Annotated in this window: 15 protein-coding genes and 1 pseudogene; 7 read left to right on the top strand and 9 right to left on the bottom strand. The window is 73.1% G+C overall.

Translation table 11 applies throughout. The features are described from left to right. Positions 1 to 359 precede the first annotated feature (359 nt). From ACZ4Z2_RS20355 to ACZ4Z2_RS20340, 4 genes are read right to left on the bottom strand one after another with little or no spacing between them, the layout of a single operon-like run. Positions 360 to 2,006: an ABC transporter ATP-binding protein gene (locus ACZ4Z2_RS20355; RefSeq protein WP_468077893.1), complete on the bottom strand. Its 1,647-nt coding sequence runs from the start codon at positions 2,004 to 2,006 to the stop codon at positions 360 to 362. Then, positions 2,003 to 2,818: an ABC transporter permease gene (locus tag ACZ4Z2_RS20350; protein ID WP_468077891.1), complete on the bottom strand. Its 816-nt coding sequence runs from the start codon at positions 2,816 to 2,818 to the stop codon at positions 2,003 to 2,005. The genes ACZ4Z2_RS20355 and ACZ4Z2_RS20350 overlap by 4 nt, the downstream gene beginning before the upstream one ends. Next, a complete protein-coding gene (locus ACZ4Z2_RS20345) occupies positions 2,815 to 3,840 on the bottom strand; it encodes an ABC transporter permease (protein ID WP_468077889.1) in 1,026 nt (341 codons plus the stop codon). Before ACZ4Z2_RS20345 ends, ACZ4Z2_RS20350 begins: the two co-directional genes overlap by 4 nt. After that, positions 3,825 to 5,360, bottom strand: coding sequence for an ABC transporter substrate-binding protein (locus ACZ4Z2_RS20340; RefSeq protein ID WP_468078140.1), 1,536 nt, complete (start codon positions 5,358 to 5,360; stop codon positions 3,825 to 3,827). Before ACZ4Z2_RS20340 ends, ACZ4Z2_RS20345 begins: the two co-directional genes overlap by 16 nt. Positions 5,361 to 5,642: 282 nt before the next feature. Between ACZ4Z2_RS20340 and ACZ4Z2_RS20335 the strand changes: the two genes are divergently transcribed. The 6 genes and pseudogenes from ACZ4Z2_RS20335 to ACZ4Z2_RS20310 all read left to right on the top strand — a co-directional run bounded on the left by ACZ4Z2_RS20335 (position 5,643) and on the right by ACZ4Z2_RS20310 (position 12,138). Further along, positions 5,643 to 6,632: a TauD/TfdA family dioxygenase gene (locus ACZ4Z2_RS20335; protein WP_468077887.1), complete on the top strand. Its 990-nt coding sequence runs from the start codon at positions 5,643 to 5,645 to the stop codon at positions 6,630 to 6,632. After that, positions 6,629 to 7,651, top strand: a complete 1,023-nt coding sequence (locus ACZ4Z2_RS20330) for an ornithine cyclodeaminase family protein (RefSeq protein ID WP_468077885.1) — start codon at positions 6,629 to 6,631, stop codon at positions 7,649 to 7,651. Before ACZ4Z2_RS20335 ends, ACZ4Z2_RS20330 begins: the two co-directional genes overlap by 4 nt. Beyond that, positions 7,648 to 9,012 (top strand): type III PLP-dependent enzyme domain-containing protein, encoded by a 1,365-nt coding sequence (locus ACZ4Z2_RS20325; RefSeq protein WP_468077883.1) that lies wholly within the window; start codon positions 7,648 to 7,650, stop codon positions 9,010 to 9,012. Before ACZ4Z2_RS20330 ends, ACZ4Z2_RS20325 begins: the two co-directional genes overlap by 4 nt. Positions 9,013 to 9,025: 13 nt before the next feature. Beyond that, positions 9,026 to 10,078 carry a cysteine synthase family protein gene (locus ACZ4Z2_RS20320; RefSeq protein WP_468077881.1) on the top strand — a complete coding sequence of 351 codons (1,053 nt, stop codon included), beginning with the start codon at positions 9,026 to 9,028 and terminating at the stop codon, positions 10,076 to 10,078. 45 nt (positions 10,079 to 10,123) lie between these two features. After that, positions 10,124 to 11,524, top strand: a complete 1,401-nt coding sequence (locus ACZ4Z2_RS20315) for an MATE family efflux transporter (protein ID WP_468077880.1) — start codon at positions 10,124 to 10,126, stop codon at positions 11,522 to 11,524. Between the two features lie 82 nt (positions 11,525 to 11,606). Continuing rightward, positions 11,607 to 12,138, top strand: a pseudogene (locus ACZ4Z2_RS20310) (TetR/AcrR family transcriptional regulator). A 26-nt stretch (positions 12,139 to 12,164) separates the two neighbouring features. Here ACZ4Z2_RS20310 and ACZ4Z2_RS20305 read toward each other — a convergent pair. From ACZ4Z2_RS20305 to ACZ4Z2_RS20285, 5 genes are all read right to left on the bottom strand, one after another. Then, positions 12,165 to 12,725: an AAA family ATPase gene (locus tag ACZ4Z2_RS20305; RefSeq protein WP_468077878.1), complete on the bottom strand. Its 561-nt coding sequence runs from the start codon at positions 12,723 to 12,725 to the stop codon at positions 12,165 to 12,167. A gap of 54 nt (positions 12,726 to 12,779) precedes the next feature. Further along, on the bottom strand, positions 12,780 to 13,055 hold the full coding sequence (locus ACZ4Z2_RS20300; RefSeq protein WP_468077876.1) for a hypothetical protein: 276 nt from the start codon (positions 13,053 to 13,055) through the stop codon (positions 12,780 to 12,782). A 134-nt stretch (positions 13,056 to 13,189) separates the two neighbouring features. Continuing rightward, on the bottom strand, positions 13,190 to 13,828 hold the full coding sequence (locus ACZ4Z2_RS20295; protein ID WP_468078138.1) for a 3-oxoacid CoA-transferase subunit B: 639 nt from the start codon (positions 13,826 to 13,828) through the stop codon (positions 13,190 to 13,192). Between the two features lie 86 nt (positions 13,829 to 13,914). Next, on the bottom strand, positions 13,915 to 14,610 hold the full coding sequence (locus ACZ4Z2_RS20290) for a 3-oxoacid CoA-transferase subunit A (RefSeq protein WP_468077874.1): 696 nt from the start codon (positions 14,608 to 14,610) through the stop codon (positions 13,915 to 13,917). Continuing rightward, positions 14,607 to 15,812, bottom strand: coding sequence for a thiolase family protein (locus tag ACZ4Z2_RS20285; RefSeq protein WP_468077872.1), 1,206 nt, complete (start codon positions 15,810 to 15,812; stop codon positions 14,607 to 14,609). The genes ACZ4Z2_RS20290 and ACZ4Z2_RS20285 overlap by 4 nt, the downstream gene beginning before the upstream one ends. An 82-nt stretch (positions 15,813 to 15,894) precedes the next feature. Between ACZ4Z2_RS20285 and ACZ4Z2_RS20280 the strand changes: the two genes are divergently transcribed. Next, positions 15,895 to 16,776: a LysR substrate-binding domain-containing protein gene (locus ACZ4Z2_RS20280; RefSeq protein ID WP_468077870.1), complete on the top strand. Its 882-nt coding sequence runs from the start codon at positions 15,895 to 15,897 to the stop codon at positions 16,774 to 16,776. Positions 16,777 to 16,792 lie beyond the last annotated feature (16 nt).

Genomic DNA, 16,792 nt, shown 5'->3' with positions numbered 1-16,792 from the left:
CACCAGCTACCCGCCCGGCACTGCCGACCACCGCCCCGTCCGCACCCCGTACCCGCCCGGCACTGCCGACCACCGCCCCGTCCGCACCCCCGTACCCGCCCGGCACTGCCGACCACTGGCCGTCCGCACCCCCGTACCCGCCCGCCGTCACCCCGCTCGCCGTCACCCCGCTCGTCGCCATCGGCCGTCGACAGCCCGCGCACCCGCCACGCCAGGCGCCTACGCGGCCGTCCTGATACGCCGCGACCCGGCCCTGGCCGAGCGTGTCGGCTCGATCGTCGCCGACGCGGACCGAGCCGCGCGGCCAACGGGACGGCGAGGGGCGTCGGCGACGGCCGTCCGGTGAGCCCGGGCAGTCGTCAGGTCATGCCCGCCGGTGTCCGCAGGAGCGCTCGGGTCGCCGCGTGGGCCGGGGTGGTGAAGACGCGCTCCGTGGGGCCGGACTCGACGGCGCGGCCCCCGTCGAGGACGGTGACCGTGTCGGTGCGGTCGGCGATCAGCGGGAGGTCGTGGCTGATGAGGACGAGGGCCGTGCCGCGCTCCTCCCGCAGCCGAAGCAGCAGGTTCATGATCGACTCGGCGGTGGCGGAGTCCAGCGCCGAGGTGACCTCGTCGCAGATCAGTACGTCCGGGTCGGCCGCCAGTGCCCGCGCGATGGCCACGCGCTGACGCTGTCCGCCGGACAGTTCGTGCGGGTAGCGGGAGGTGAACCCGGCGGGCAGGCCCACCTGTTCGAGCAGTTCCGCCACACGGGCCGGCACCGCGCCGGACGCGCACCGCCGGTGCAGCCGCAGCGGCCTGCCGATCGCGGCGCCGACCGTGCGGCTGGGGTTGAGCGCGCCGAGCGGGTTCTGGGTGACCAACTGGACGCGGCGGCGCTGTTCGCGGCCGCGCCCGCGCAGGCCCGTGCTCAGCGGTGCCCCGTCGAGACGGATCGTGCCGGAGGTGATCGGTTGCAGCCCTACCACGGCGCGGACGAGGGTGGTCTTGCCGGAGCCCGAGGCGCCGACGATGCCGGTCGCCGACCCGGGGGCGACGGTCAGCGAGACACCGTCCAGCGCCGGGGCGTCCGAGCGCCGGCCGAAGACCACGCGCAGGTCGCGCACGTCGAGTATGTCGAGTACGTCGAGTACGGGGGCGTCCGCCGCGCGGGTCGCGGGCGCGCGGCGCTCCGCCCGGTTCTCGACCCGGTTCTCGACCCGGTTGGGGTCCTCGGTCGGGCCCGCGGTCAGGTCCCCCGTCGGCGCGCCGGCCGGGTCGGACGGTCGTGGGCGGGGCCTGGGGACCGGGACCGGTGCGTGGAGGTCCACCACCTCGTCCGCGATGCGTTCGACGAGTTCGGGGTCGTGGCAGGAGAGCGCGACGGCCAGCCGGTGCTCGCGGGCGAGGTGCCGCAGCAGTTCGCCGATGTCGTCGCGGAGTTCGGGGTGCAGGCCGGCGGTCGGCTCGTCGAGGAGGAGGACCTGGGGGCGGCGGGCCAGCGCGCGGGCGAGGGCGACGCGGCGCTGCTGTCCGCCGGACAGGGCCGCCGGGCGCCGGGTGGCGAGGTCGCCGTCGGCGGGGAGCCGCACCTCGTCGAGGAGGGCCCGCACCGCCTCCGGGGCGCGGGAGTCGCTGAGTTCGCGCAGGAGGGAGCGGACGCGCATACGGGGGTTGAGGGCCGAGCCGGGGTCCTGGCCGACGTAGGCGAGCCGCTCGCGGCGCAGGGCTCGCAGCTCCCGTTCGGACAGGGCGAACACGTCGTGGCCGAGGACCTCCACGTGCCCGGACGTGCGCGCGGTGCCGGGTGGCAGGAGTCCGGTGAGGGCGCGCAGGAGTGTGGTCTTGCCGGAACCGGAGGGGCCGGTCAGGGCGGTCAGCCGGCCCGGTCGCAGGGTGAGCCGGGCGTCCCGCAGGAGGATCCGCCCGTCGTGGGCTGCCACGGTGAGGTCGGTGATCCGTGCCGCCGGGGCGGCGGGGGACGCCGCCGCCCCGTCCTTCGCGTACCGGTCGGGAGTGTGGCTCACAGGACGGTCACCGCCTTCCGGCCGGACTGGGGTGCGAGGGCCGCCGCCGCGAGGTTGACGCAGAGGGCGAGCAGGCCGATGGCGAGGCTGGGGGCGACCACGGACCAGGGGTTGAGGAGGATGCCGGAGGAGTTCTCCCGGATCATCAACGCCCAGTCGGCGGCGGGTGGTTGGGGGCCCACCTGGAGGAATCCGGCGGTGGCGACGAGGTAGACGGCGGCGACGAACCGCAGGCCGAAGAGGGCGAGCAGGGTGGCGCGCAGATTGGGCAGGACCTCGCGCAGCACGAGGTGCCACAGCCGTTCGCCGCCCGCCGCTGCGGCCTCGACGTAGCCGGAGGCGGCCACCGGGGCCGCCGCGCCGGCCGCGAGCCGCACCGCGTACGGCACACCGAGGACGACGGCGGCGGCGATCACGGCGAGCCGGCCGCCGTCGGGCCAGGACAGGGTCACGAGGAGGATGCCGAGCACGGCCGGCAGCAGCATCAGCAGGTCGGCGACGCGTTCCACCAGACGGCCGACGCGCGGGCGCAGCGCGCCGATCGCGCCGAGCACCGCAGCGCTGCCGGTGACCAGGGCGGCGACGAGCAGGGAGGAGAGAACCAGTTCGCGGCCGCCGGCGAGCAGCCTGCTCAGCACGTCCCGGCCGAGCTGGTCGCCGCCGAGGAGGGCGTCCCCGCCGGGACCCGCGTACGGGGCGGCGACCGGGGCGTCGATGGGGTGGGGCGCGAGCCAGGGCCCGGCGAGGGCGAGGCAGAGCAGCAGCAGGGCGGGCAGCACACGCAGGGCGGTCCCCCGGGTGCGGGGGCTCATCGGCGTCCTCCCGCCGTCAGGTCCCGGACGAGGTCGGCGAGGAGCAGGACGCCGGTGATGACCGCGCCCGACAGGGCCGTCACACCGGCGATGACGGGGCTGTCGCGGTCGGTCACGGCGGAGGCCAGGACCGACCCGATGCCGGGGTAGTTGAAGATGGTCTCGACCACGACCGCGCCGCCGAGGAGCATGCCGGTGGAGGTGGCGAGGCCCGCGGTGATGGTGGGCAGGGCGCCCGGCAGGACGTGGTGGGTGAGGACGCGGTGCGGAGGCAGCCCGTCGAGGACGGCGGTCTCCACGTGGGGGGCGCGGGCCTCGTCGGCGAGGGCGGCGCGCACGATGCGGACGTTCCAGCCGGTCTGGGGGACGGTCAGGGCGAGGACGGGCAGGATCAGCATGGTCCAGTCGGCGGGGGTTCCGTCGGCGTCGGTGAGGGTGACCGCGGGCAGCCAGTCCGTCCACAGCGAGAGCAGCAGGACGAGGGCGACGGCGACCACGAACTCGGGCAGGGCGAGGACCGCGGTGGCGGTGGCGGAGACGGCGCGGTCGACGCGCCCGCCGGGCCGCAGCGCGGCCCAGCAGCCGAGGGCGAGGGAGAGGACGGCGGTCAGCAACAGGGCGAGGCCGCCGAGCAGGAGGGTGTTGGGGAACGCCGACGACAGCAGGTCGCCCACCTTCTCGCCGCGGGCGGACACCCCGAGGTCGCCGGTGGGCAGGCCGCTCATCCAGTCCCAGAAGCGTTCCAGGACGGGCCGGTCGAGGCCGAGCAGTCTGCGTCGGGCCTCGGTGTCGGCGGCGCTCTCCCCGCGTTCGGAGGTGGCGTCGGCGGCGTCGCCCGGCAGCAGTTCGACGGTGACGAAGACCAGCGCGAGGAGCAGGGCGAGCAGCGTCGCCCGTTTCAGTACGACGAGACCGACACGGGCGGCGAGCAGCGGGACGGATGCACGCGTACGCCGGGCCTTCTCCACCTCGGGAGAGGGCCCGGCGGGTGCGGCCGTGTCAGCGGTCAACGGGCCAGCCATGCCCGCTCGAGCTGGACCCGGCCGTAACCGGGCAGCGTGGGCAGCCCGTTGACCTTGGATCCGGCGAGGTCGATGCCGTCGGCCATGCCCCACAGGAGGTAGCCGGAGCGGTCGTGCTCGATCTGCTGGAGCTGCTTCAGCAGGGCGGTGCGCTCGCTCGCGTCGGCGGTGCCGATGGCCTTCTGGTAGGCCTTGTCGAACTCCTCGTCCTTCCAGCCGGCCTCGTTCTGGCCGCTGTCGGAGACCATGGTCTTGCTGGCGAAGAAGACCACGGAGTCGTTGGTGCCCCAGTAGGTGGTGTAGAGGTCGCCCTTGAGCCAGGTCTTGTCCCAGAAGGTGCCGGACTCCTGCTTGACGACCTTCACCTTCACACCGGCCTCGCGGACCTGGGTGGCGAAGAGGGTGGCCGACTCGGCGAGGCCGGCGATGTCCTCGGTGGTGTACAGCTCGTACGTCTTCGACGTGTCGAACTTGGCCTCCTTCAGCAGCTGCTTGGCCTTGGCGAGGTCGCGGGTGCGCTGCGGGATGCCCTTGTCGTAGGCCGGGTCGCCGGTGCCGAGGATGTCGTTGGCGACGGTGCCGTAGCCGGAGAGGACCTGCTTGACCATGGCCTCGCGGTCGACGGCCAGGCGCAGCGCCTCGCGGACCTTCGCGTCGGCGAACGGGCCGTCGGCGGTGCGCAGGACGATGGGCATCGCCATGTCGTTGGGCCGGCGGACGGTCTTGATGTCCTTGCGGCTCTCGGCCGTGCGGGCGGCGACGGCGCCGACGTTGGAGGCGAGGTCGATCTGGCCGGCGAGCAGGGCGCTCGCCATCGCCTGGGGGCTCTCGAAGATCTTGACCTCGATGGCGTCGAGGTGGACGTCGCCGCCGTACCAGTCGTCGTTGCGGACGAGGCGGGCGTTGCCGCCGCGGAACCAGTCGAGCTTGAAGGGGCCGGTGCCGGGGGCCTTGGCGATGTTCTTGTCGGTCGTGCCCTTGGGGACGACGAAGGTGGTGAGGCGGACCAGGAGCGGCAGTTCGGCGTTGGCGTAGTCGGAGACGATCACGACGGTGTCGGTGCCGTCGGCGGAGATGTTCTTCTCCTGGATGCCGGGCAGCCGGGAGGCGCCGGCGGGGGTGGCGCGCAGCCGCTTGAGCGAGAAGACGACGTCGTCGGCGGTGACGGGGGACCCGTCGTGGAACTTCGCGCCCTTGGCGATCGTGAACCGCCAGGTCTTCAGGTCGTCCGATGCCTTCCAGCTCGCGGCGAGGCGGGGCTCGGTGTTGGGCTTGGCGCCGGGAACGGTCAGGGTGTCGTAGATCAGGCTGAGGATGAGGTAGTCGCTCTCGTTGGCCTGGCTGCCGTGGGGGTCCCGGGTGATGGCGCCGGCCCTGCCGAGGGCGCCGACCCGCAGGGTGCCGCCCTTGACGGGTTCGGCAGAGCCGCCGCCGGCGGCCGCGTTCGGCTCCTCGTCGCCGCCCCCGCCGCAAGCGGTGAGCAGGGCGCCCGCGCCGATGGCGCCGCCGAGCCAGAGCATGTGACGTCGCGTCAGCTCCACGTGTTCCTCATTTTCCCGCAGTTGACCGAAATTTGCTTAGCCTTACCTACCTTGTACAACTCCTGCGTGACAAGGCCCACTTCGCGTGACCTAGATCCTACTTAGGTAAGCCTTGCCTGTCATCGGGGTCCTGGCTATGTTTCACCAGGGCTTCCCGGCGCCGCACCGACCACGCGGCCCACCCCGGAGGGCCTTCTTCTCCATGCCCGTAGACCAGCAACGCGCTGCCCCGCACCCCCCGCACTGGAACGGACAGTCACCATGCCCACGGGAACCGCACCCGTACGCCTGCTCGATTCCGACTCGGTGGCCGAACTGACCGCCGCCGCCCGCACCCTCCTGGCCAGGTACGACGGATCGTCGACCCACCCCGACCTGCTGGCCGACGTCCCCGCCGCGGCCGCCTCGCTGAGCGACGCGATACGCCACGCCTGCCGCCCCGTCGACACCGCGGACGGCCTGTTCGTGCTGCGCGGCCTGTCCGTCGACGACACCGAGATCGGCCCCACACCGGGCCACTGGTCGACGGCCGGCGACGCCGGCGCCGTATACGACGTCATCCTGCTGCTGCTCTCGACGGTGATGGGCACCCCCATCGCCTGGGAGGGCCAGCAGGAGGGCCGCTTCGTCCACAACATCGTGCCGTCCCCCGGCCACGAGGAGGAGCAGACCGGCGCCAGCAGCAGTGTGCTGCTCAGCCCGCACACCGAGGACGCGTTCCACCCCGGCCGCGCCCATCTGCTGGTCCTCGGCTGCATGCGCAACCACGACTCCGTCGCCACCACCGCCGCCAGCATCCGCCAGGTCGAACTCGACGACCACGAGGTGGAGTTGCTCAGCCGCCCGGTCCTTCCGATCCTGCCGGACGACGCCTACGAGGAGGCCCAGGGCTACGCGGGCGAGCCACCGGCCGTGCCCACGCTCTGGGCGTCCGAGGACGGCCTGACCCTGCGCTTCGACCCCGCCTACACCCCCCTGGACCAGGCACCCGAGGACCACCGCGCGGCCTACGCCCGGCTGGAGGGCGAACTCGCCCGCGTCAGCGTCGCGGTGAGCCTGAACCCGGGCGAGGTCCTGGTCGTCGACAACGACCTGGTCGTCCACGGCCGGGTCCCCTTCCAGGCCCGCTACGACGGCACGGACCGCTGGCTGAAACGTTCCTCCGTGCGGGTCGGGGGCCGCCGCACCCGGCCGCCCGCCGAGGAGTCGGAGCACGGCTACGGCCAGGCAGCCGTGGAGGCGTACGCATGACCCGCATCGACACCCCGGAAGGAACGGCCGTGGCACCCGACGACAAGACACTGCGGATTCTCAGCACCAGCGACGTGGCCGGCATCGACATCACGCTGACCGATGTCGTCTCCGTGGTGGAGCAGGCGTACCGCACCCTGGCGGACGGCCGCTCCGACAACCCGCGCAAGCTCACCGTCAAGCCCGAGGACGGCCACTCCGTCGCCTACGCGATGCTCGGCCGGGACGGGGTGCGCGGGGTCGTCGCGATCAAGACCTCCTACAAGTACGGCCTCCACGAGGACCGCGACAAGCAGCACTACTACACGACGCTCACCCTCTACGACGACGAGACCGGCCTGCCGGTCGCCATGCTCGACTGCGGCCGCGTCGGCGCCCTGCGCACCCCCGCGGTCTCCGCCCTGCTGGCCCGGGAACTGGCCGCCCCGGACAGCCGCAGCGCCCTCGTCATCGGCACCGGCACCCAGGGCCGGCTCGCGCTGCCGTTCCTGCTGACCACCCTGCCGGACCTGGAACGGCTGATGCTCTTCGGCACCCACCCGGACGGCATCCGGGCCGTGCGCGAGCAGCTGCACGCGTACTTCCCCGACCGGGAGCTGGAGATCGTCACGGACCTGCGGGCCGCCGCCGCGGACGCGGACGTCGTGCTCGCCACCGCCGGACCGGGCACCCCCGCGTCCGTCGAGGCCGAGTGGCTCAAGCCGTCCGCCCTGTCGGTGCTGATCGGCTACGGCATCGCGCCGTCCACCCTGCACACCGCCGACCGTGTCATCGCCACCAGCGAGGCCCAGATGCGGGTCACCGGCACGGACATGGCCGACGCCGACGGCGAACTACGCGCCGTGCACGCCGAGTTCCCGGAGGTGCTCGCGGGCCGCGCCGAGGGCCGCACGGACCCGGGGCAGCGGATCTTCGCGTACAACAGCGGGCTGGTCGTCACGGACATCGCCCTCGGCCACCGGTTCGCCCAGCTCGCGCTCGCGCAGGGCCTGGGTACGGCGGTGCCGCTGTGGACGTGACGACCGCCCTCCCCTCGCACACCACCGACGAGGTGCGCGCGCTCCTCGAACCGCCCGGCGACTCCCTCCTGCACGAGCTGGGACACGGGCTCGGCGGGCCGTACCACGTGCTGTTCCCCCGGCGGTTCGACGCCAACGCCGCCGCGTTCCGGGCGGCGTTCGCCTCGGCGGGCGTGGACGGCCGCGTGTACTACGCCAAGAAGGCCAACAAGGCGTCCGTGTTCGTGGAACGGGCCGCCGTGGCGGGCCTGGGCGTGGACGTGGCCAGCCACGGGGAGCTACGCGAGGCGCTGGCGGCCGGGGTGCGCGGCACCGACCTGGTGGTCACCGGCCCCGCCAAGGACGACCATCTGCTGCGGGTCTCCGTGCTGCACGGGGCGCTGATCGCCGTGGACGCCCTCGACGAACTGGACCACGTCCTCGCCCTGGGGTGTGAACTCGGCCGTGTGGCCCACGTGTTGCTGCGGTGCCTGCCGCCGGGGCAGCCGCACAGCCGCTTCGGCCTGGACGACGCCGAGATGGCGACGGCCCTCGGCCGTTGCCGCACCGAGCACGTGGACATGGCGGGGTTCAGCTTCCACCTCTCCGGCTACGACATCCAGGAACGGGCCGACCTGGCCGCCCGGGCGGTGCGGCTGTGCGCGCACGCCCGCACCCTGGGGCTGCGCGCCGACCGGGTCAGCGTCGGCGGCGGCTTCGCGGTGGACTACGTGGGCGCGGAGGACTGGCGCCGCTTCCACGAGAGCACCCGGCCCGAGCACTTCCACCGGAACAAGACCTTCTCCGGCGGCTACTACCCGTACCACTCCCCCGTCGCCGGCGCGGACGCGCTCGCCGCCCTGCTCGCCTCGACCCCGGCGGGCGAGGAGTCGAGCCTGGCCGAGCTGGTCCGTCAGGCGGGGGTGACCCTGCTCGTCGAGCCGGGCAGGGCACTGCTGGACCAGGCGGGATGCAGCGTCTTCCGGGTCCAGGGCGTCAAGGAACGCGACGACTACGACATCCTCACCGTGGACGGCAGCAGCCTCAGCCTGTCCGAGCAGTGGTTCGAGAGCGAGTTCCTGCCGGACCCGGTGCTCGTCCCGGCCGACCGGGCCGACCTGGCCGACGCGGGCCCGTACCCGGCCTGTGTGGGCGCCGCCACCTGCCTGGAGTCGGACCTGCTGACCTGGCGCAAGATCCCCTTCCCCGTCCGCCCGGCCACCGGCGACCTGCTGGTGTACCTGAACACGGCGGGCTACCAGATGGACTCCAACGAGTCCCCGTTCCACGAGTTGCCGCTGCCGCCCAAGGTCGTCGTCGAACCGCCGGCCCCCGACTCCCCCTCCGTCCGCCCCCGCTGGCGTCTCGACCGCCACCCGTAGGGAGTTCCCCGCCATGAGCCACCCCCACCCCCTGCACCGTCCGCCCGTCGTCCGCCAGGTCTCCGAACTCATCGGCGCCACCCCGCTGTTCGAGCTGTGCCGCACGGAGAGCGACGCCCGGCTGCTGCTGAAGCTGGAGCAGTTCAACCCGACCGGGACGGCGAAGATACGCATGGCCCGGCAGATGGTCGTCGACGCCGAGGAGCGCGGGCTGCTGCGCCCCGGCGGCCGGATCATCGAGTCCACGTCGGGGAACACCGGGCTCGGGCTCGCCGTGGTGGCCGCCGAGCGCGGCTACACGTTCACGGCGGTCGTCGACCACCACGCGTCCAAGGACAAGCTGCGCGCCATGAAGGCCATGGGCGCCGAACTGGTCTACGTGGCCGCAGAGGGCGACGAGGACCTCGCCACGGCGGCGCGCGAGGAACTGGCGGAGCGCATGGCCGCCGAGTCGGACAACGCGTACTTCACCGAGCAGCACAACAACATGGCCAACGGCGTCGGTTACCACCCGGTGGCCCGGGAACTGGACGCCGCGCTGGACGGCCGTATCGACATCCTGATCGGCGCGGTCGGCACCGGGGGCGGGCTGTTCGGCACCGGGGGCGCGCTGCGCGCGACCGTGCCGGACGTGCGGATCGTCGGGGTCGAGCCCAAGGGTTCCATCGCCTTCGGGCCGCCCGCGCACGACTACCACCAGTCCGGCACCGGTACGCCGGAGGGCGCGACGATCGGCGCCATGGTCGACTACAGCCTGCTGGACGAGGGCGTGAAGGTCGGTGACGTCGAGGCGTTCGCCACCGCCCGCGCCGTGGCCCGCCGCACGGGGCTCATGCTCGGTGGCTCGGCGGGCGGGGTGGTGTACGAGGCCCTGACCCGGATGCCCTCCCTCGCGCCGGGGACGACTATGGTCGCCCTGATCAACGACGGCGGGGAGAAGTACCTGGACACGGTCTTCGACGACGACTGGATGGGTGCCCGGGACCTGCTCTCCCCCGACACCGAACGCGAGGTGGACGAGCTGCTCGCCAAGCTCCGCCGCGTCGCGCCGGACGTCCAGGGGTAGTTCGTCCCCGTCGTCAGCGTCCCCCCACCTCAGGAACGGAAGTCGATGCCGCCCGCCCTCGCCCGCCTCCTCGGCGACAGCCGCGCCCTCGCCACGCTGGCCGTGCCGCTGGCGCTCACCCAGCTCGCGCAGGTCGCCCTCACCACCACCGACACCATCATGATGGGCCTGCTCGGCACCGAGGCCCTCGCGGCGGGCGGCCTCGCCATGGTGATCTTCAACCAGCTGCGCACCATGGGCGTCGGCATGGTGACCGCCGTCGGCAACCAGGTCGCGGCGGCCGACGCGCGGGCGGAGTCGGCCGACGCGACCGGGGCCGCCGAGGACGAGGTCCGGGACCTGGTCCGGGCGAGCCTGCTCCTGTCGACCCTCGTGGGGGTCGTGGGCGCCGTGCTGATGGTGCTCATCGGGCACGCCGTGATCTGGCTCGGCCAGGACCCGGAGGTGGTCGACGCCGCGAAGCCCATCCTCTACACGATGGCGCCCGGCCTGATCCCCTGTCTGTGGTTCCAGGCGATACGGCAGTTCACCGTCGGCATGCGCCGCCCGCAGGCCCTGCTGCGCATCACCCTCGTCTCGATCGCCGTCAACGCCGGCCTCAACTGGGTCCTCATCCACGGCACCTGGATCTTCCCCGAGCTGGGTCTGCCCGGCATCGGCCTGTCCACCAGCCTGGTGTACGCGCTGTCCTGCCTGGCCCTGTACCTGTCCGCCCGGCGCGACCCCCGGCTCGCCCCCGTCCTGTCGCTCAGCGTCTGGAAGACCCGCCCCGCCACACTGCGCCGGCTGACCGGGCTCGGTACGCCGATCGCCGCCACCTACGGCTCCGAGGCGGGCTTCTTCTTCGTCGTCGCCCTGTTCGCGGGCAGCTTCGGCACGGCGGCGCTGGCCGCGCACACCGCCGTCAACCAGCTCGTCTACATCGTCTTCCAGATCGCCGTCGGTCTGTCCCACGCCGCGTCCATCGGCGTCAGCCGGGAGCTGGCGCTGCACAACCTGGCCGCCGCCCAGCGGCTGAAGGCCACCGCCCTGGCCTGTGCGGCGGCGGTGATGGCCGTGGTCGGACTGGTGTACGTGACCGCGCCCGGCCTGGTGCTCGCGCCGTTCTTCGACACCGGGGACACCAGGGCGGTCGACATCGCCACCCAACTGCTGCTGGTCGCGGCGGTGCTGCAGTTCTTCGACTGCGCCCAGAACATCGGCGTCGGCCTGCTGCGCGGCCTCGACGACACGAAGGGCGGTTTCCGCGTCACCCTCGTCGGCTACTGGCTCGTGGGCCTGCCCGCCGCCGCCCTGCTCGGCCTCGCCGTGGGGCTGGACACCCTCGGGATCTGGCTCGGCCTCCTCACCGGCCTCGCCACCACCGCCGTACTCCTTCTGCGTCGCTTCGACCAGGGCCTCGGCCGGCTGCCCCGGACGACGGAACCGGAGCCGTCCCAGGCGTGACGGCGCCGGGGCCGGACGGAGTGGCGCGACGCCGGGGAGCGGTACGCCGTCGCGCGAGCGGATCGTGGCCGGCGCCGCGGACATGATCAGCCGGTGCGGGCCGAGCGCCACGAGCATCCGGGAGACGGCCAAGCACGCCAAGGCACCGCTCGGTTCGACGTACCACTACTTCGCCGAGGGCAAGCAGCAACTGGCCACGGAGGCGGTCCGGTTCACGGGCGAGTGGGTCGCGCGGAGTCTGCGCAAGGAGCTGGAGGCGGGGGCCGGCGGCGGGCCTGAGCGCCTTCCTTGAGCTGTGGCGCGGGATCGTGGTCGAGAGCGACTTCCACGCGGGCTGCCCCGTCCTGGCAGAGGCCATCGAGGAACCACCGGCCGACGAGGTCCCGCCCTCCCCGGCCGCCGCGGCGGAGGTCTTCGAGCAGTGGGAGGCCCCGCCGGCGGCGCCCCTGCGCGAGCACGGAGCCGAGCGCGAGCAGGCCGCGCAGGTGGCGACGCTCGTCGTCTCGGCCGTCGAGGGGACGGTGGCGATGTGCCGTGCCAAGCGCAGCACCCAGCCCCTCAACCGCACCGCCGCACAGCTCCAGGCCCTCATCGCGGTCACCACCGGCGGGTGACCCGAGGTCAAGCCGGCGGCAGTTGATCAGGCGATCACCCCAGTACCGGGGCCGGGACCGGACCAGCCGGTGGCGGCCACCACCTCGCGTGCGATGTCCACGACACCCCTGTCATCCGTCACCACCCGCACCGCGTCCGCAGGGAGGTGCTGGTCCAGCAGCCGCGCCTTGCGGGCACTGCCTTCCAGCTCCTGCTGCAGTTCCGAGCCGAGTTCGCGGCGCGTCAGCCGCTCGCGTGCGGTGGCGTCGGAGGCTGTGAGAAGGACCCGCACGATCCGAACCCCCGGTCCCATGGCCCGCTGGAACATACCGGTCGCTTCCGGCAGCACACTCAGGGTGTTCGTATAGATCAGTCGGCGGTAGCCGCGCCGGGCGAAATTGGCCCACACGGCGGTCAGGTTGCTCTCGGTGATCTCCGAGCGGTGCGGGTCCCCCTCAGGGGCCGGATGCACCGCACCCATGAAGTCCCCGTCGACGATGGCGTGACGGACCGCCGCGGCCCGCAACAACGCCGAAACCTCCCACCCCACCGTCGTCTTGCCGACGCCGGCCCGCCCCCCGATGAGCAACACCTCCGTGTGATCCATGAGAGCAGCGTGCCCGTGCGCGTCCTCGGGGCGCCAGCCCATGCCGGCGGCGCGCTACGCGTGCCGGACGACCTGGTACATCGTCTGGGAGGCGGGCGACGGGTGCGGGACACTGTTCCAGCCGATCTCCTCGGCGCGCTTCTCGATCGCCTTGTGTGCGGCCTGAGCGGCGGCTTCGTTCTCGAAGAAGGCGATGGACAGTCCATTGCCGGTAGCGGGGTCGACGAGGTGGTACGCCCCGTGGACGCCAGGCGTCGCGGCGGCGGCATCCAGCACCCAGTCGCGGTCGTCCGTCGGCATCGGTTCCCACACGGCCACCCTCGCGATCATCGCTGACTCCCTCTCGTCGGTCCGAGTCTTCAGGATGAGGCAGCCTTCGCGGGCACACAGGCGGTCCCTTCCTCTGTCACCCGTCCGCCGGTCAGGTGTCGCACATCGGTCGGCCGCCGCCCGGGTGACGCTGTCTACGGGAGCGTGATGCCGAGGCGCTCCGCCAGTTCGTCGGCGCGGACGCCGTACGTCTGCCGGATCCGTACGCCGTCGGGGCCGACGTCGAAGACGCCGCAGTCCGTGTAGACGCGGCTGACGCACCCGACGCCGGTCAGCGGATACGTGCAGCGGGGCACGAGCTTCGGCTCACCGGAGCGCGTGAACAGCGTCATCATCACGTAGACGTCCTTGGCGCCGATGGCGAGGTCCATGGCACCGCCGACGGCGGGGATCGCGTCGGGCTCACCGGTGTGCCAGTTGGCGAGGTCGCCGTCGAACGCCACCTGGTACGCCCCGAGGACGCACACGTCGAGGTGGCCGCCGCGCATCATCGCGAAGGAGTCGGCGTGGTGGAAGTACGCCGCGCCCGGCAGCTCGGTCACCGGGACCTTGCCGGCGTTCGTCAGGTCGGGGTCGACCGCGTCGCCCTCGGCCTTCGGCCCCATGTTGAGCATGCCGTTCTCGGTGTGCAGCACCACCCCGGAGTCGGCCGGCAGATGGTCGGCGATCTTGGTGGGCTGGCCGATGCCGAGGTTGACGAAGGCGCCCGCCGGGATGTCGCGTGCGATGACGGCGGCCAGTTCGTCCATCGAGAGCCGGTGGTCGGCGGTCATGGGCGGCACGGCGTCCGCCCGGCCGCCACCCGCAGCAGTCGCCGAAGTCGCCGACCCGGCGTCCGGCGTGGTCGTCGGTGTGGTGGTCATCGCGCCCCCTGCACGGTGTAGTGACGGGCCTCGACCTGGACGATCCGGTCGACGTAGATGGACGGGGTGACCACGGCCTCGGGGTCCAGCTTCCCCGCGTCGACGACCTGGTCGACCTGGACGATGGTCGTCGTCGCGGCCGTGGCCATGACGGGTCCGAAGTTGCGGGCGGTCCTGCGGTAGACGAGGTTGCCCATCGTGTCCGCGACATGGGCGCTGATCAGCGCGTAGTCGCCCTTGATCGGGTACTCCAGCAGATACTTCCGGCCGTCGATCTCCCGCTCCTCCTTGCCCTCGGCGAGCGGAGTGCCGACCGCGGTCGGGCAGTAGAACGCGCCGATGCCGGCACCGGCCGCGCGCATCCGCTCGGCGAGGTTGCCCTGCGGGACGACCTCCAGTTCGACCTTGCCCGCGCGGTAGAGGTCGTCGAAGACCCAGGAGTCGACCTGGCGCGGGAAGGAGCAGAGCACCTTGCGCACCCGGCCGGCGGCGAGGAGCGCGGCGAGCCCGACGTCGCCGTTGCCGGCGTTGTTGGACACGATGGTGAGGTCCTTCGCCCCCTGCCGGATGAGCGCCTCGATCAGGTCGAACGGCATGCCCGCCAGGCCGAAGCCGCCCACCAGCACCGTGGACCCGTCCTCGATGCCGGCGACCGCCTCGTCGGCGCTCCGCAGGATCTCCGCCCTGCTCATGCGGCCACCCCCGTCACGTCGCAGTTCTCGAGGACGACGGCCAGGCCCTGGCCGACGCCGATGCAGATCGCGGCGACGCCGTAGCGCTGCCCGGTCTCCCGCAGCACCTTGGCCAGTGTGCCGAGGATCCGGCCGCCCGAGGCGCCCAGGGGATGCCCGATGGCGATGGCGCCGCCCTTCTGGTTGACGAGGTCGGGGTCGACCTTCCAGGCGTCGAGGCAGGCCAGCGACTGCACGGCGAACGCCTCGTTGATCTCGACCGCGCCCACCTGGTCCCAGCCGATCCCGGCCCGGGCCAGCGCGCGGTTCGCCGCCTCGACCGGCGCGTAGCCGAAGTCCCGCGGCTCCAGCGCCATCACCCCGCGCCCGGCGATCCGGGCGACCGGGTCGGCCCCGATCGCCGCCGCGGCCCCCTCGCCGCCCAGCAGCACCGCCGAGGCACCGTCGTTGAGCGGGCTGGCGTTGCCCGCGGTGATGGTGCCGCCCTGCTCGGGGGTGCGGAACACCGGCTTGAGCCCGGCCAGCACCTCCGTCGTGGACCCGGCGCGGATGCCCTCGTCACGGGTGAGGTCGACACCCTCGACCGGCGCCACCAGGTCGTCGTAGAAACCCGACTCCCAGGCCGCGTGGGCGAGCCGGTGGGAACGGGCGGCGAACTCGTCCTGCCGTTCGCGGGAGATGTCGAAGCGTTCCCGGAGCAGTTCGTTGGCCTCGCCGAGGCTGACCGTCCACTCCTTCGGCATGCGCGGGTTGACCAGCCGCCAGCCGAGCGTCGTCGACACCGCGGTGACATCGCCGGCCGGGAACCCCTTCGCCGGCTTGGGCAGCACCCACGGGGCCCGGGTCATGGACTCCACGCCACCGGTCAGCACCACCTCCGCGTCGCCGGACTCGATCAGCCGGCTGGCGGTCATCGCCGCGTCGAGGCTGGAGCCGCACAGCCGGTTGACCGTGCTGCCGGGCACGCTCACCGGGAGCCCGGCGAGCAGCGCGGCCATCCGGCCGACGTTGCGGTTCTCCTCGCCGGCGCCGTTGGCGTTGCCCCACACCACGTCGTCGATCGCGGCCGGGTCCAGGCCCGGCACCGTCGCGAGCGTCGAGGTGATCGCGGCGGCGGCGAGGTCGTCGGGGCGGACACCGGCCAGCGCGCCGTTGAAGCGGCCGAACGGCGTCCGCGTCGCGGCGTAGATGAAAGCACTCATGGCAGCGACGCTAATCCAGCACCGCGATATTCTGAAGTACGCATATCCGACCCGATTGATAGGCACGACGTATGGATGACGTATGGATCTGCGGCACCTGAGGTACTTCGTGGCGGTGGCCGAGGAGCGTCATTTCGGGCGGGCCGCCGAGCGGCTCCACATGGCCCAGCCGCCGCTCTCCCAGCAGATCCGGCAGCTGGAGGCCGAGCTGGGCGTCGAGCTGCTGCGCCGCACCACGCGCCGCGTCGACCTCACCGAGGCCGGCCGCGCCTATCTCGCGCGGGCGCGGGCGATCCTCGCCGACGTCGACGAGGCCACCCATCACGCCCGGCGCGTCGCCGCCGGCACGGTGGGGCACCTGGCGATCGGGTGCGTGGGCTCGGCGACGTACAGCCTCCTGCCCGCCCTCTCCCGGCGGCTGTCGGAGGAGCTTCCCGGCGTCGACTTCTCGTTCCGCGGCGAGATGCTCGCGCCCGACCAGGTCGAAGGGCTGCGCACCGGCGCGATCGACGTCGCGCTGCTGCGCCCTCCGGCGGCCGACCTCTCCCTGACGGTGCACACCCTGCGCCGGGACCGGCTCGTCGTCGCCGTACCGGTCGACCACCCCCTGGCCCGCCGCGAGCGGCTGCGGGCGAGGGACCTGGCAGGGGCCGACCTGATCGTGCACGCCGCCGACCGCCGGTCGGTGATGTACGACGTCGTGATGGCCCTCCTGCGCGGCGCCGGGGTCGAACCGCATGTCCGCCACCAGGTCGGCGAGACGTCGACGCTGGTCACGCTGGTGGCCGGGGGTCTCGGCGTCGCGGTCGTGCCGGAGCCGGTGACGGCGCTGGCGCTCGACGGCGTCGCGTACCTGCCGCTGGCCGGGGCGGACGCGCGCGTGGAGCTGGCGGTCGCCCACCGCGCCGACCGCGCGGAGCCGCATCTGGAACGCACGGTGGGGATCATCCGCGCGGCGTTCTGACGCACCCTTCCTGGAC

Source organism: Streptomyces sp. NPDC030183 (assembly GCF_055573455.1).
Note: the sequence above shows the minus strand (reverse complement) of the source record. Positions and strands in the feature narration are given on the sequence as shown.

What these genes read in the sequence shown, in the direction of transcription:
- ACZ4Z2_RS20350 (WP_468077891.1), bottom strand. Translation starts at nt 2,818, where the DNA reads ATGAGCCCCCGCACCCGGGGGACCGCCCTGCGTGTGCTGCCCGCCCTG.
- ACZ4Z2_RS20345 (WP_468077889.1), bottom strand. Translation starts at nt 3,840, where the DNA reads ATGGCTGGCCCGTTGACCGCTGACACGGCCGCACCCGCCGGGCCCTCT.
- ACZ4Z2_RS20340 (WP_468078140.1), bottom strand. Translation starts at nt 5,360, where the DNA reads ATGCTCTGGCTCGGCGGCGCCATCGGCGCGGGCGCCCTGCTCACCGCT.
- ACZ4Z2_RS20335 (WP_468077887.1), top strand. Translation starts at nt 5,643, where the DNA reads ATGCCCACGGGAACCGCACCCGTACGCCTGCTCGATTCCGACTCGGTG.
- ACZ4Z2_RS20330 (WP_468077885.1), top strand. Translation starts at nt 6,629, where the DNA reads ATGACCCGCATCGACACCCCGGAAGGAACGGCCGTGGCACCCGACGAC.
- ACZ4Z2_RS20320 (WP_468077881.1), top strand. Translation starts at nt 9,026, where the DNA reads ATGAGCCACCCCCACCCCCTGCACCGTCCGCCCGTCGTCCGCCAGGTC.
- ACZ4Z2_RS20315 (WP_468077880.1), top strand. Translation starts at nt 10,124, where the DNA reads ATGCCGCCCGCCCTCGCCCGCCTCCTCGGCGACAGCCGCGCCCTCGCC.
- ACZ4Z2_RS20305 (WP_468077878.1), bottom strand. Translation starts at nt 12,725, where the DNA reads ATGGATCACACGGAGGTGTTGCTCATCGGGGGGCGGGCCGGCGTCGGC.
- ACZ4Z2_RS20300 (WP_468077876.1), bottom strand. Translation starts at nt 13,055, where the DNA reads ATGATCGCGAGGGTGGCCGTGTGGGAACCGATGCCGACGGACGACCGC.
- ACZ4Z2_RS20295 (WP_468078138.1), bottom strand. Translation starts at nt 13,828, where the DNA reads ATGACCGCCGACCACCGGCTCTCGATGGACGAACTGGCCGCCGTCATC.
- ACZ4Z2_RS20290 (WP_468077874.1), bottom strand. Translation starts at nt 14,610, where the DNA reads ATGAGCAGGGCGGAGATCCTGCGGAGCGCCGACGAGGCGGTCGCCGGC.
- ACZ4Z2_RS20285 (WP_468077872.1), bottom strand. Translation starts at nt 15,812, where the DNA reads ATGAGTGCTTTCATCTACGCCGCGACGCGGACGCCGTTCGGCCGCTTC.
- ACZ4Z2_RS20280 (WP_468077870.1), top strand. Translation starts at nt 15,895, where the DNA reads ATGGATCTGCGGCACCTGAGGTACTTCGTGGCGGTGGCCGAGGAGCGT.